A 14643-nucleotide genomic window follows, 5' to 3' on the forward strand; every position below is an offset into this window, starting at 1 on the left:
TGGGCCCACCCATGGTCACCCGACCCCCCGTCCCCCCTCCCCCGTCGCGGACGCGATCACCGTCGCCAGAGTCCCCGGCTGCTGTTGCAGGAAGTAGTGGCCGCCGTCGGGGACCGTCGCCAGGGTGACGGAGGAGCCGAAGCGTCCCCACACCCGGTGCTTGCGCTCGTAGCGCGCGGTCTCCGGGTCGGCCGTGCCGATGACGACGGTGACCGGCGCGGCCAGCGGCTCGACGCGGCCACGGCGTGGCCAGTGCTCGGTGAAGTAGCGCTGGGCCGCCGCCGCGTCGTGCCGGAACGCCCGCATGACGAAGGCGAGTTCGTCGTCCTCGACGACTCCGCCGAAGCCGCCGAGCGACTGGAGGTAGCGCATCTCCGCCCGGTCGGCGTCCGGACCCTCACGGCGCCGCCGCGCGAACCGGCTCTCGTAGAACGGGTACGACGCGCCGACGAACAGCCGCTCGACGGGCCGTCCGGCCGTCTCCAGCCGCCGTACCACCTCCACGGCGAGTGCCACCCCGACACAGTGGCCGTAGACCGAGACCGGTCCTTCCACGGTCTTCAGGACCTCGTCCGCGATCTCCTGGGCGACCTCGCCGAGCGGTCTCAGTCCCGGGTCGCCGCCCAGTTCGTGGCCGGGCAGGGCCACGGCCAGCAGGGCGAGGCCGGGGTCGAGGCTGCCCGCGAGGGGCTGGTAGCCGATGGCGCTGCCGCCGCCGAACGGGACGCAGACCAGGGTGTGTTCCGCCGCCCGGTCGGACGGGGTCAGCCGGAGCAGCAGCCCGGGTTCCTCCGCCGCGTCGAGCGCCGCCGCCAGTTCACGCACGCTCGGGTGGGCGGCGAGCAGCCCCACCGTGGCGCCCTCGATCCGCCGTACCGCCCGGACCGCGGCGAAGGAGTCGCCGCCGAGGTCGAAGAAGCTCGCGCGGACGTCCACGGCGGGCAGGTCCAGCAGGTCGCGGAAGACCGCGGCGACGCTCTCCTCCCGCGCGGACCCCGGCGCGTCCCCGGCCGCCCCGCCCGTCACGGGAGCCGGGTCGGGCAGGGCGCGGCGGTCCAGCTTGCCGTTGTGGGTGAGCGGCATCTCCGGCAGCGCGGTCACCGTGGCCGGGACCATGTAGCGGGGCAGCGCCGAGCGCAGGGCGTCCCGCAGCGCGGCCGGGTCGGGGGAGTCGCCGGTGACGTACGCGGCGAGGCGCGCCCCGTCCCGTACGGTCACCACCGCCTCCCGGACCGTCGGCTGGGCGAGCAGGACCTGCTCCACCTCCCCCAGCTCGATCCGGTAGCCGTGGATCTTCACCTGCTGGTCGATCCGGCCGAGGAACTCCAGCGCCCCGTCCGGCAGCCGGCGCGCCTTGTCGCCGGTGCGGTAGAGGCGTCCGCCGGGTCCCGCCAGGTCGTGCGCGACGAACCGTTCGGCGGTCAGCGCCGGGCGGTTGACATAGCCGAGCGCCAACTGCACGCCGCTGAGGAAGAGTTCGCCCGGCACTCCGGGCGGCGCGGGCTCCAGCCGGTCGTCCAGGACGTGCGCCCCGGTGTTCGCGACCGCGTCCCCGATCGGGACAACCCCCTGCGGCGCGGGCCGGGCGCAGTCCCACCAGGTGACATCGACGGCGGCCTCGGTCGGCCCGTACAGATTGTGCAGCTCCACCTGGGGCAGGACCGCCCGGAAGCGTTCCACCAGCGGGTACGGGAGCGCCTCGCCGCTGCACATGACCCGGCGCAGCGCGGGCGCCTCGACGGGCTCGTCCAGGAAGAGCTGGAGCATCGACGGCACGAAGTGCGCGACGGTGATGGCTCGTTCGGTCATGATCCGGGCCAGATAGGCGCTGTCCTGGTGTCCGCCGGGGCGGGCCAGCACCATGGTGGCGCCCGTCGTCAGCGGCCAGAACAGCTCCCACACCGACACGTCGAAACTCAGCGGGGTCTTCTGGAGCACCCGGTCGGCGGCGCCGAGCGGGAACGTCTCCTGCATCCACAGCAGCCGGTTGACGATCGCCCGGTGGGTGACGGCGACGCCCTTGGGGCGCCCGGTGGAGCCGGACGTGAACAGGACGTAGGCGGTGTCGTCGGAGCGGCCGGACGTCCGACAGTGCGTGTCCGCGCGGTCCGCCGGGGTCAGGACGGGGCGTCCGGTGGCCCGCGCGGCGGTCTCCGCGTGCTCTGGTGAGGCGAAGGCCACCGTCATGCCGGCCTCCCGCGCCATGAACGCCAGCCGGGCGGACGGCAGCGACGGCTCCAGCGGCAGATAGGCGGCGCCGGTCAGCAGGGCCCCGAGCACGCCCGTGACCAGGTCGAGGGAGCGGTCCGCGCAGACGCCGACGACCTCGCCGGGACCCGCCCCGGCCGCGGCGAGCGCGCCCGCCGTCCGCCGGGCGCGCTCCAGCAGCTCCGCGTACGTGAGAGTGCCGTCGTCCGCGTGGACGGCGACCGCCCCGGGGGTAGCCGCCGCCTGCCGTTCGACCAGTTCCGTGAGGGTGCGGCCCGCGTCCGGGTAGGCCACGCGCGTCACCGGCACGTCCGCCGTACGCTCCCCGGCGGTCCGCAGCACAGCGGAGACGGTCCCCGCCCCGGTGAGCGCGGCCAGCACCCGGAAGAGGTACGCCATCATGGCGTCGACCGCGCCCGGCTCGAACCGTTCGCGGTGGAACACCAGCCGCACCACGGAGGCGGGCGCGGGCGTCACGATCAGGGTCAGCGCCTCGCTGGTCTTCTCGAAGTCGTTGACCGGACGGATGGAGAACTGCCCGGCCAGGTCGCCGCCGCCGAGCGCGAGGGGGTAGTTGTCGAGGACGACGACGCTCTCGAACAGCGGCTGGTCGCCGGGCAGCCCCGCCCAGCCCCGGATCTGGGCCAGCGGGGTGTACTCGTAGCGGCGGGCCGTGGAGTGCCGCGTCTGGACCTCGCGCAGCCAGTCGGCCAGCTCGCCGTCGTCGGGCACGGTGACCCGGATCGGCAGGGTGTTGATGAACGAGCCGACGATCGCGTCGACGCCCCGCAGTTCGGCCGGGCGCCCCGAGCTGGTGCACCCGTAGGTGACCTCCGCGTCCCCGCTGAACCGGCGCAGGACCAGCGCCCAGGCGGCCTGGAGGACCGTGCTGAGGGTGACCTGATGGCGGGCGGCGACCGTGCGCAGCGCCTCGGCGAGGCCGGGCGGCAGATCCCGGCGGACCTCCTCGACCGGGCCGGGACCGCGCCGCGGGTCGAGCCGCAGCAGCGGGCCGAGCCGCCCGCCGCCGGAGGGGCCCGAAAGGGCCCCGCTCCACCAGGTCCTGGCCGCCGCCATGTCCTGGCGCTGGAGCCAGGCGATGTAGTCCCGGTACGGCGCGGGCGCGTCCGGCGCGGGAGCGCCGGTCACGAGAGCGCGGTAGCGCCGGACGAGGTCGCCGAGCACGATCGGCACCGACCAGCCGTCCAGCAGCAGCATGTGATGGGTCCACACGAACCCGTGCCGCCGCTCGCCCAGCCGGATCAGACGCAGCCGTTGCAGCGGGGGCCGCTCCAGGTCGAAGCCCGCCGACCGGTCCTGGGCGAGCAGCCGCTCGAACCGCGCCGACTGCTCGCCGCCGTCCACGTCCGACCAGTCGTGCCGCTCCAGCGCGCTCGGCGGATCCCGGTGCACCACCTGGAGCGGCTTGTCCAGCCCTTCCCAGTGAAAGGAGGTCCGCAGCGCCGGATGCGCCGCCACCACCTGCTGCCACGCCCGCTCCAGCAGATCGGCGTCGAGCGCCCCCTCGATCTCGAAGCTGCGCTGTGCGAGATATGTGTCCGGGTCACCGCCGTACAGGGTGTGCAGCACCATCCCCTGCTGGAGGGGCGACAGCTCGTAGACGTCCTCGACGCCGGAAGCGGTCACGGGGTGTCCCCGCCCGCCCCGAGCCGGCCGAGCAGTCCGTCGAGCTGCGCCTGGTCGACCCGGGCCAGCGGGAAGTCCGACGCCGTGGGCGTGCTGTCACCGCCGGACAGCAGGGCGCGCAGCTCCGCCAGCAGGCCCTGCGCGAGCCGCTCGACGGTCTCCCGGTGGTGCAGCCGGTGGTGGTACTCCCAGGTGACGGTGAGCTGTCCGCCCCGGATGGCGGCCCGGACCTCCAGCGCGTACGGGCGCCGGGCGCGCGGGCTCGCCGCGGGACCGGCGGGACCGGTCACGGTGAACCCGTCCGTGGCGGGCGACGGCTCGTCCACCTGCCCGGTGTACGCGAAGACCAGCTCCGCCGGGGACGGCGGCAGCGGATCGGTGCCCTGGCGCAGCAACTGCCAGCCGAGCCCGCCCTCGGGCACGGCCCGCAGCGCCTCCTTGACCGACTTCAGCGCGGTCTCGGGGGTGGCGCCGGGCTCGCTGACCAGGGCGACCGGGTGCACGGTGTCCAGCCAGCCCGTGGTGCGGGCCAGTTCGATGTCGCCGAACACCCGCTCACGGGTGTGCCGCCGCAGGTCGATCACGGTCCGGGGCGCGCCGGTCCAGGCGCCGAGGGTCCGGCCGAGTGCGCTCAGCAGGACGTCGTCGATCCGGCAGGTGTGCGCGGCGGGCACGCTCTGGAGCAGTGCGGTGGTCTCCTCGGCGCCGAGCCGCGCGACGACCTCGCGGGCGTCGGCGACCGTGCCGGGACCGGGGGCGTCCGCCGCGTCCGAGGGCAGCGGACCGGCCGTCTCCCCGACGACCTCCGTCCAGTACGGCCGCTGCGACTGCACCGGCTGGGTCGTGGCGTACGACGCCAGCCGGCGGGCCCAGGACTGCCAGGACGTGGTCTTCGCGGGCAGCGCCACGGTCCGGCCCGCGCCCAGCGCCAGCAGCGCGGTCCGCAGATCCTCGATCAGGATGCGCAGCGAGGTGACATCGGCGACCAGATGGTGTGCGATCACCGCGAGCCGGTCGGGGCGGTCCGCGCCGAGCTGGAAGAACTCGAAGCGGACCAGCGGGCCGACGGACGGCCGCAGGCCCGCCGCCGCCTCGGCGGTCAGCTCCGTGACCCGGCGCTCCTGCTCCGCCGCCGCCAGCCCGGACAGATCGTGCGCCGTGAACGGCGTACGGGAGTCGGGCAGGGCGATCCGCACCCGGGTCTGCACCCCGTTGAACTGGAACCGCTGGCGCAGCCCGTCATGGTGGACGAGGAGCTGCGCCACCGCCTCCCGCAGCGTCTCCGGCGGGTAGGTCGCGCGCAGTTCGAGCAGGGCGGAGACGTTCCAGTGGTGCGGGTCGGCGAGGTCGGCGCCGCAGAACCAGCGCTGGAGCGCGGTCAGCGGCGACGGCCCGCTGACCACGCCCTGCTCCGCGTCGATGACCGGCGCGGCCGTGGTCACCGCCGCCAGCATCGCGACCGTGGGGTGCTCGAAGAGGTCGAGCGGGGAGATCCGGATGCCGATGTCCTGTGCCTGCGCGACCACCTGGATGGCCAGGATCGAATCGCCGCCCAGCTCGAAGAAGTTGTCGTGCACACTGACCTTCGGGAGGCCGATGACCCCGGCGACGATCTCCGCGAGCCGCTGCTCCACCGGGTTGTCCGGGGCGACGAAACCCTCCGGTTCGGCGGGGCGTTCGGCGGTGGGCGCGGGCAGCGCGGCATGGTCGATCTTGCCGTTCGGGGTGAGCGGCACCGCGTCGATCGCGACGAACGCCGAGGGCACCATGTACGGCGGCAGCTCCTTGTCGAGGAACTCCCGCAGCTCGGCGGCGGCGGGTCCGGGGGCACTACGCGGGACGACGTACGCCGCGAGCCGCTTGTCGCCGGGTTCGGGCTCGTGCACCACGACCACCGACTCGGTGATCTCCGGATGCAGACTGAGGACGGCCTCGATCTCCGCCGGTTCCACCCGGAAGCCGCGGATCTTGATCTGGGTGTCGACCCGGGACACGAACTCCAGGTTGCCGTCCGGCCGCTGCCGGACCAGGTCACCGGTGCGGTACAGCCGCGCGCCCGGGTGCGCCGGGTCGGGGTCGGCGACGAACCGCTGCGCGGTCAGCGCCGGGCGGCCGTGGTAGCCGCGGGCCAGACCGACCCCGCCGATGTACAGCTCGCCGAGCCCGCCCACGGGGACCGGCCGCAGCCGGGCGTCGAGAATCCGCAGGTCCGCCGAGGGCAGCGGGGTGCCGATCGGCAGATTGGGCCAGTCGCGGGCCTGGTCGACCGGGTCGATCCGGAAGAACGTCGAGCTGACCGTCGTCTCCGTCAGGCCGTACACATGCATCAGCGGCACACCGAGCGGCTCCCACAGCGTGATGCGGTCGGGCAGGACCCGCTCGCCGCCGATGATCACCAGACGGAGCCGGTCGGAGAGAGCGCGGTCCTGGCGCCGCAGCGCGCGTGTCCACTCGTGCCAGTACGCGGTGGGCAGCTCCATCACCGTGACCTGCTCGCGCTCGACCAGCTCCGCGAGGTCGGCGCCGCCGCCCAGCATCCGTTCGGCGGGGATCACCACGGCGCCCCCGGCCAGCCAGATGGGGAACAGCTCCTCCACGAGGACGTCGAAACTGGGCGAGGCGAACTGGAGGAAGCGGTCCCCGCTGCCCAGCCCGAACCGCTCCACCACGTCCCGGGCGAAGGTCACCAGCGAACGGTGCTCGATCTGGGCGCCCTTGGGCCGCCCCGTCGAACCCGATGTGTACACCATGTACGCCGGGGTGGCCGGTCCCGGCAGCGTGGGCAGATCGTGGTCGGGCCGGTCCAGGGGGGCGTCCACCAGGACGAGTTCGCCGGGCAGCGGGCCGCCCGCCGCGGTCAGCGCCGCGGCCGGTGCCTCCTCCGTGACCAGCACCCGCACGTCCGCGTCGGTGAGCATGAACGCGAGCCGCTCCGCCGGGTACGACGTGTCCAGGGGCACGTAGTAGCCCCCGGCCTTGAGCACCGCGAGGATCGCGACGGCCATCCGGGGCGACCGGTCCAGCAGGACGCCCACCGGGACCTCAGGGCCGACGCCCCGGGCACGCAGCTCGTGCGCGAGCCGGTTGGCGTCCCGGTTGAGCTCCGCGTAGCTGACGGCGGTCCCGCCGTGGGTGACGGCCGTGGTGTGCGGGGCGAGCGCGGCGCGCCGCTGGAACAGCTCCACGAAGCCGGGCCCGTGGTCCACCGCCGTGCCGGTCGCCGCCGCGGCCGGGGCGACGATGAACTCGACCTCGCCGACCGCCGTGTCCGGCGCCGTCACCAACTGCCGCAGCACATGCACGAACTGCGCCGCCAGCAGCTCCACCGTCGCCGTGTCGAACAGCTCGGTGCTGTACTGCCACTGGAGCGAGACGGTGTCGCCGCGCGGCATCGCGAACAGCGTGAGGTCGATGGAGACCGGGCCGATGTCCATCGGCTCCGGCGCGATGGTGAGCCCCGGCACCGCGAGGGTGTTCGCCGGGGCGGTCAGCACATTGACCATCACCTGGATCAGCGGGGTCTGCGCCGCGTCCCGCCCGATGCCGAGCTGCTCCAGCAGCCGTTCGAACGGCAGATCCTGATGGTCGTAGCCGGAGGTCGTGGTGGACCGGGCGGCGTGCACCAGGGAGCGCAGGGTCTGGTCCTGGGCGAGCCGCATCCGCAGCGGCAGCAGATTGGCGAAGCAGCCGATGAGCTGCTCGGTCTCGACCCGGTTGCGGCCGGAGATGGCCGACCCGATCACCAGGTCGTCCTGCCCCGAGTACCGGTGCAGCAGCACCGAGAACGTGGCCAGCAGCACCATGAACAGCGAGGCGTTCTCCCGCTCGCTGAACACCTTGAGCTCGTCGCTCAGCTCGGGCGCGAGGTCGATGTGGTACTGGGCGCCCGCGAAGGTCGGCCGGGCCGGGTAGGGCCGGTCGACGGGGAGCGCGAGCCGGGTCGGCGCCCCGTCCAGCTCCCGCTTCCAGTAGGCGAGTTCGGCGGCGATCCGCTCATCGGTGTACTCCCGCGCCTGGAGCGCGGCGAAGTCGCCGAACTGGATCTCCGGCGCCGGGAGTCCGCCCGTGCCGCCGCCGCGGTGGACGCCGTACAGGGTCACGAACTCCCGGACCAGGATGGCCATCGACCAGGCGTCGGACGCCGCGTGGTCGGTGGTGAACAGCGCCACATGGGTGTCCGGGGCCAGCCTCAGCAACTGGAGCCGCAGCCGCTGCACATCCTCGGGGGCGAAGGGCCGCACCAGCTCGGCGTCGGCCCTTCGCCGCACCTCTGCGGGCTGCTCCTCGGCGGGCAGGTCCGTCAGGTCGACCACCGGGGTCGGCACCGGCGTGACCGGATGCACCACCTGCACCGGGGTACGGCCGTCCAGCTCGACCGTGGAGCGCAGCGCCTCATGCCGGTCGACGATCTCCGTGAGGACCCGGCTGAGCAGGTCCAGGTCGAGATCGCCGACGAGCCGCAGGGCGCCGCCGATGTTGTTGGAGCCGCGCAGCCGGCCGGTGGTCCACTCGCGCAACTGCGCGAACGACAGCGGGGTCGGCACACCGCGGTCGCGCGGCACGATCCGCCCGGCGGTGGCCGGGGCGCGCTCGGCCGCCATCGCGGCGAGCCGCCGCTCCAGCACCTCCCGCTTGTCCGGCGAGAGCGCCGCGATACGGGCCTGAAGGTCGTCGGTCATGCCGCCACCGTCCGGGAGTCTGCACGCAGCACGCGTTCGAGGGAGGAGAGTCCGGCGGTCAGCTCGGCGGTGGTGCCGCCGAAACCGAGCCGGGCGTAGGAGCGGAAGTCGTCGCCGAAGCACATGCCGGGCACCAGCAGCACCCGGTGCTGTTCCGCGAGCCTGCGGCAGGAGCGCTCCACGTCGGGCAGGCGCGGGAACTCGACGAAGGCCGTCACCCCGCCGTCGGGCGGGGTCAGCCGCACCAGGTCGGGCAGCCCGGCGGCCCAGTCCGTGAGGATCTTCAGCTGGGCGCCCGCGTGTTCCCGCTGGAGCGCCACGATCCGGTCCGCGTTGCGCACCGCGTGCTCGGCGAAGAACTCCAGCACGGGGGAGACGTACAGCGCGATGTAGTCGCGCAGCACCGCCATCTCCTCGTGCAGGGCGCGCGGCGCCAGACACCAGCCCACCCGCATCCCCGCCAGGCCGTAGCTCTTGGAGAGGGTGCCGAAGGAGATGACCTTGTCGTAGCGGTCGTGCGGCGGACGCAGCGGCTCCCCGGTGTAGGTCATCTCGCCGAACGCGTTGTCCCACACCAGCCAGGCGCCCGACGCGGCGGCGATGGCGACCAGCTCGTCCTGCTCCTCGGCGGTGATCGACACGCCGGTCGGGTTGTGCGGGAAGTTCACCACGATCATCTTGGGACCGGACGCGGCGAGTTTCCGCAGCAGTTCCAGGTCGGGGGAGAAGCCCCGGTCGGCGCGGAGCGGCCAGCGCGTGATCCGGCAGCCCATCGACTGGGCGATGTCGTAGAGCTGCTGGTAGGCGGGGTCCACGACGATCACCTCGTCGCCCGCTGACAGCAGGGTGTGCATGACGATGTAGATCGCCTCGCTGGACCCGTGGGTGACCATCACCGGGTCGACGTCCCCGCCGGTCCAGCGGTCGGCGAGCGCGGAGCGCAGTCCGGGGCCGCCGTACGCCTCGCTGTCGTGCAGCACCAGCGAGTCCAGCTCGGACAGCTCGAACCCGCACAGCGCGCGCAGTTCCGCCATGGACAGATCGCGTACGCCGCTGCTGCCGATGTCGTGATCGACCTTGTGGTAGTAGTCGCGCATCCAGGCTTCCAGCTTGGCAATGGCGATGCCCATACGTAATTCCATCCCGTCCGCGGCCACTTCGGTGGAACTGCGCGAAGCCGGAATTCGACAGCTTCCCCAGCCTCGGTCAGTCAGCCTCCTTCACCGGCCCCCGGCCCGCATGTCGTTCTTTCATGTGACACCGCGTCGCCCGCCGGGCGCGGGTACTTTCGAGGCGCCGACAAAGGCTTTCACCCGCCCGGTCCGGGCGGGGAAGAGCGCGGAAGTGCGCGGAAGTGCGCGGAAGAGAAGAGGTGGTCAGCCGGTGGACTTCGAGATCCGTACCAGTGACCGGCCGGTGCCGGACGGGGAACGCGCGGCGCTGCTCGCCGCCCCCGGCTTCGGCCGGACCTTCACCGACCACATGGTCACCGCGCGCTGGGACGAGGACCGCGGCTGGCACGACGGACGGCTCGAACCCTACGGTCCGATCGGCCTGGACCCCTCCGCCTCCGTCTTCCACTACGGCCAGGAGTGCTTCGAGGGCATGAAGGCGTACCGGCAGCAGGGCGGTGGCACCGCCCTGTTCCGGCCACGGGTCAACGCCGCCCGGTTCAACCGCTCCGCCGCGCGCCTGGCGATGCCCGACCTCCCCGAGGAGACGTTTCTGCGCGCCCTGGAGCTGCTGATCCACCAGGACGCCGCCTGGGTCCCCGAGGGCGTCGGCGAGAGCCTCTATCTGCGCCCCCTGATGATCGCCACCCAGCCCGAGCTGGGCTTCACGCTTCCCTCGCGCAGCTATCTGTTCGTGGTGTTCGCCTCCCCGGCCACCGCCTACTTCGGCCCCGGCGAACGGCTGCGCCCGCTCACCGTGTGGCTGTCCGAGGAGTACACCCGGGCCGCGCCCGGCGGCACCGGCGCCGCCAAGGTCGGCGGCAACTACGCCGCCGCCTTCGCCGCCCAGCGCCAGGGCGTCGCCGAGGGCTGCGACCAGGTGGTGTGGCTGGACGCGGCCGAGCACACCTGGGTGGAGGAGATGGGCGGCATGAACGTCTTCTTCGTCCTCGACGAGGGCGGCGGCGGCAGACCGACGCTCGTCACACCGCCGCTGACCGACACGCTGCTGCCCGGCGTCACCCGTGACTCCCTGCTCCGGCTGGCCCCGAGGCTCGGCCTGGCCGCCGAGGAACGGCCCGTGTCGGTGCCCGAGTGGCAGGAGCTGTGCGCGTCGGGGCGGATGACCGAGGCGTTCGCCTGCGGGACCGCCGCCGTCATCGCCCCCGTCGGCCGGGTCAAGGGAGCCGGCGGCAAGGGCTGGACCATCGGCGACGGCGAGCCCGGACCGGTCACCCGGCGGCTGCGCGAGGAACTGCTCGGCATCCAGTACGGGCGGCTGCCCGACCCGGACAGCTGGGTGTACAAGGTGGGCTGAGCCCGCGCCGGGGCCCGATGTCGTCCTTTCATGTGACACCACGCGGAGAGACCGTCCGGGTAGCTTCAGCTCGACGTCCCACGGTAATCGGGCGACCCGAGTGCGCGGTCCGCCGGGAATTCCCCGGTTGCCGCCGACGCCCTTTCGAAACCTCGCTGCGGCATTCCCGTCCGGTCCGCTCCCCTTCCGGCCGCCAATTCAAGGAGCCCATGCAATGAATCCCTTTGACGATTCCGAGGGGACCTTCGCCGTTCTCGTCAATGCCGAGGAGCAGCACTCGCTCTGGCCGGTCAAGCTGGACACCCCAGCGGGCTGGACCGCCGTCCACGAAGGCACCCGGCAGTCCTGCCTCGACCACATCGACGAGCGGTGGACCGATCTGCGCCCGCTCAGCGCACGCCAGGACCCCGCGGCGGCCTCCGCCTCCCGGTGAACCCGCAGCACCGCAGCGGCCGTCGGGCCGAGCCAAGAATCACCAGGCAGGAGTCAGTGATGGGTAGCCTTCAGTCAGCCCGCTCGCCGCGCTGTGTGCACGACATGGTCGCGGAACAGGCCGCGCGGACTCCCGGGGCGACCGCGATCAGCCACGGCGACCGCAGCCTCAGCTACCAGCAGCTCGACATGGGCGCCGACGCCCTGGCCCGGCGGCTGCGCGCGGCGGGCGTCGGCGGCGGCAGCGTCGTCGCGGTGCTGCTCGACCGCTCCATGGACCTCATGGTCGTCCTGACCGCGATCCTCAAGGCGGGCGGCGCCTATCTCTACCTCGACCCGGCCGAGCCGGGCGAACAGCGCGCCCGCATCCTGGACGACGCGCGGGCCCGCTTCGCCGTGGTCGACACGGCCACCGCCCCCCTGGCCGACGGCATAGCCCACGTGCTGTCCATAGACGACCGTGACGACCCCGCAGACCCCGCCGCCGACCGCCCGGGACTGCTGCCCGCCACCGAGATCGGCCCGGACAGCCCCGCCTACGTCTGCTACACCTCGGGCTCCACCGGCGTCCCCAAGGGCGTGGTGGTCTCGCACCGCGCGATCTTCCGGCTGATCGACACGCCCGACTGGATCGAGGTACGCCCCGACGACGTCTTCCTCCAGATCACCCGGGTCGGTTTCGATGTGTCGACGTTCGAGATCTGGACCTCGCTGGTCAAGGGCTGCCGGCTCGCCCTGGCCCCGTCCGGGCGGGCCGACCTGGACGAGATCGTCAAGACCATCCACGACGAGGGCGTCTCCATCCTGTGGCTGACCTCGGGTCTCTTCCACAAGCTGGTCGCCCACCACCTGGACGCCCTGGGCACCGTACGCCACCTCCTCGCGGGCGGTGACGTCCTCTCGCCCGACCATGTCCGCCGGGTCCTCGCCGCGCATCCGCATCTGACGTTCACCAACGGCTACGGCCCGACCGAGAACACCACCTTCACCACCTGCTGGACGACCCGGGAGAGCAGCGACAACGAGCGGGTGCCGATCGGCACCGCCATCCACGGCACCACCGCCGCCGTCCTGGACGACGCCATGCGCCCCGTCCCGCCCGGCGAGTGGGGCGAACTGTGGGTCGGCGGCGACGGCGTCGCCACCGGCTATCTCAACAAGCCGGGCGCCACGGCGGAGAAGTTCGTCGCCGACATCTTCGGCCCCGAACCGGGCCGCCGCATGTACCGCACCGGCGACATCGTGCGCGAACTGCCCGACGGCGCCCTGGACTTCCTGTGCCGCGCCGACCGCCAGGTCAAGATCCGCGGCTACCGCGTCGAGCCCAGCACCGTCGAGACGGAACTCCTCAAGTACCCCCGGGTCGAGGAGGCCGCCGCCCTCACCCACACCGACGGGGCGGGCGACACCCGGCTCCTCGCCTATGTCGCCGTGGGCGGCATCACCGAGGAGGAGGCCGCGGAGTTCGGCGCGGGCCTGCGCGAGAAACTCGCGGCCGTCCTGCCCGCCCATCTGGTCCCCTGGGCGATCCTCGCCCTGCCGGAGATCCCGCTCAACGCCAACGGCAAGGTCGACCGCGGCGCCCTGCCCTCCGCGAAGATCCCGCGCAATGTGTGGAACGACTACGTCGAACCGGCCGACGACCTGGAACGGCGCCTCGCCGCGATCTGGAGCGACGCCCTCGACGTCGAGCCCATCGGCTCCACCGACAACTTCTTCGAGCTGGGCGGGCACTCCCTGATGGCCGCCGAACTGCTCGCCGCGCTGCAACGCGACTTCAACGTCGAACTGCCCGCCCGGACCCTGTACCTGCGCCCGACGATCGCGGACCTCGCCGAGGGACTGCGGCGGGGCGAGGAGTCGGGCACACCCGAGTCGACCCAGGAGGCCGAGGATGCCACCGCTCGATGAACCGCCCGCCGCGGCGACCGCCCTCGCCGCCGGGTGCCCCGTGATCCCCGCCCAGCCCGCGCCCGGCTGCCCGGTCGGCAAGGCGGCCATGGGCCTCGCCGACCCCGCCCTCTACAGCCACGGCGACTTCCACCCCCTGTGGGCGGACCTGCGCGCGAAGGACCACCTCACCTGGCAGCAGGTCGACGACAACAACGGCTTCTGGTCGGTGGCCAACTACCACGACGCCGACCAGGTGCTGCGCGACTCCCACACCTTCACCTCCGAGCGCGGCACCCTGCTGAACATCCTCGGCGTCGAGGACCCGGCGGGCGGACGGCAGATCGCGGCCACCGACCCGCCCCGGCACACGATCATGCGCGCCCGGCTCCAGAAGGCCATGGCCATCAAGGCCATCGAACGCCAGGACCAGATGATCCGCGACCTGGTCCTGGAGATCCTGAAGCCCCTGGAGGACGGCGGCCCGTTCGACTTCGCCGAGGCGATGCTCGCCCTGCCGGTCGCCGTCGGCGGCATGTCCATGGGCCTGCCCCGCAAGGACTGGCCGTGGCTCGCGACCCTCCTCAACTCCTCCATCGCCGCCGACGACCCCGAGTACCGGCTGCCCGGCGGCACCCAGGCCACCCTGGACCACGCCCACCGCCAGCTGTTCGCCTACTTCCAGGACATCTACGGCGAACGCCGCCGCGCCCTGGGCGACGACCTGATCAGCGTCCTGATCACCACCGAGGTGGACGGCCGGCGCATGACCCCGGGCGAGGTGATGTCGAACTGCTACAGCGTGCTCCTCGGCGCCGTGGTCACCACCCCCCACTCCCCGAACTACATGCTGGCCACCCATGTCGAGGACGGCCTGCTGGACACCTGGGCGGCCGACCTCAGTGTCACCCCCACCGCCGTGGAGGAGGCCCTGCGCATGGGCTCCCCGGTCAGCCACTTCATGCGCTACGCCGTCAACGACACCGTCATCCGCGGCACCCGCATCAAGGCCGGTGACGCCGTGGTGGTCTGGCTGGGCTCCGCCAACCGCGACCCGGAGGTGTTCCAGCGGCCCGACACCTTCGACCTGCGCCGCCGCCCCAACAAACACATGGCGTTCGGGATCGGCCCGCACTACTGCGTCGGCCACACCGTGGCCCGGGTCACCCTGAAGATCCTCTTCACCGAACTCCTCACCCGGTTCAAGGACTTCGGGTACGCGGGGGAGCGCTCGCGCCTGGTCTCGAACTTCATCTCCGGCTACAAACACCTGCCGATCACCGCCAGCCGGCGCTGA

7 protein-coding genes are annotated in these 14643 nt (G+C 72.9%); 4 read left to right on the forward strand and 3 right to left on the reverse strand.

From position 1 onward, the window contains the following. Positions 1–15: 15 nt before the first annotated feature. The 3 genes from AB0D49_RS04145 to vioD are packed head-to-tail and all read right to left on the reverse strand — an operon-like array spanning position 16 to position 9664. A complete protein-coding gene (locus AB0D49_RS04145; RefSeq protein WP_362750328.1) occupies positions 16–3855 on the reverse strand; it encodes an amino acid adenylation domain-containing protein in 3840 nt (1279 codons plus the stop codon). Beyond that, a complete protein-coding gene (locus tag AB0D49_RS04150; protein ID WP_362750331.1) occupies positions 3852–8534 on the reverse strand; it encodes an amino acid adenylation domain-containing protein in 4683 nt (1560 codons plus the stop codon). Before AB0D49_RS04150 ends, AB0D49_RS04145 begins: the two co-directional genes overlap by 4 nt. Further along, on the reverse strand, positions 8531–9664 hold the full coding sequence (gene vioD / locus AB0D49_RS04155) for a capreomycidine synthase (RefSeq protein ID WP_362750334.1): 1134 nt from the start codon (positions 9662–9664) through the stop codon (positions 8531–8533). The genes AB0D49_RS04150 and vioD overlap by 4 nt, the downstream gene beginning before the upstream one ends. Before the next feature lie 253 nt (positions 9665–9917). On the opposite strand from vioD, the gene AB0D49_RS04160 reads away from it, so the two are divergent. The 4 genes from AB0D49_RS04160 to AB0D49_RS04175 all read left to right on the forward strand — a co-directional run bounded on the left by AB0D49_RS04160 (position 9918) and on the right by AB0D49_RS04175 (position 14643). Continuing rightward, positions 9918–11024: a branched-chain amino acid aminotransferase gene (locus tag AB0D49_RS04160; RefSeq protein WP_362750337.1), complete on the forward strand. Its 1107-nt coding sequence runs from the start codon at positions 9918–9920 to the stop codon at positions 11022–11024. Positions 11025–11238: 214 nt separating this feature from the next. Continuing rightward, positions 11239–11457, forward strand: coding sequence for an MbtH family protein (locus AB0D49_RS04165; RefSeq protein ID WP_362750340.1), 219 nt, complete (start codon positions 11239–11241; stop codon positions 11455–11457). 59 nt (positions 11458–11516) lie between these two features. Next, positions 11517–13367, forward strand: coding sequence for a non-ribosomal peptide synthetase (locus AB0D49_RS04170; protein ID WP_362750343.1), 1851 nt, complete (start codon positions 11517–11519; stop codon positions 13365–13367). Beyond that, positions 13351–14643, forward strand: a complete 1293-nt coding sequence (locus AB0D49_RS04175; RefSeq protein WP_362750346.1) for a cytochrome P450 — start codon at positions 13351–13353, stop codon at positions 14641–14643. Before AB0D49_RS04170 ends, AB0D49_RS04175 begins: the two co-directional genes overlap by 17 nt.

Origin of the sequence: Streptomyces sp. NPDC048290 (assembly GCF_040652095.1) — a bacterium.
Taxonomy (GTDB): domain Bacteria; phylum Actinomycetota; class Actinomycetes; order Streptomycetales; family Streptomycetaceae; genus Streptomyces.

Bases quoted from the DNA above. Each gene is read 5' to 3' on its own strand.
- vioD (WP_362750334.1), bottom strand. From the start codon at position 9,664: ATGGGCATCGCCATTGCCAAGCTGGAAGCCTGGATGCGCGACTACTAC.
- AB0D49_RS04170 (WP_362750343.1), top strand. From the start codon at position 11,517: ATGGGTAGCCTTCAGTCAGCCCGCTCGCCGCGCTGTGTGCACGACATG.
- AB0D49_RS04165 (WP_362750340.1), top strand. From the start codon at position 11,239: ATGAATCCCTTTGACGATTCCGAGGGGACCTTCGCCGTTCTCGTCAAT.
- AB0D49_RS04150 (WP_362750331.1), bottom strand. From the start codon at position 8,534: ATGACCGACGACCTTCAGGCCCGTATCGCGGCGCTCTCGCCGGACAAG.
- AB0D49_RS04175 (WP_362750346.1), top strand. From the start codon at position 13,351: ATGCCACCGCTCGATGAACCGCCCGCCGCGGCGACCGCCCTCGCCGCC.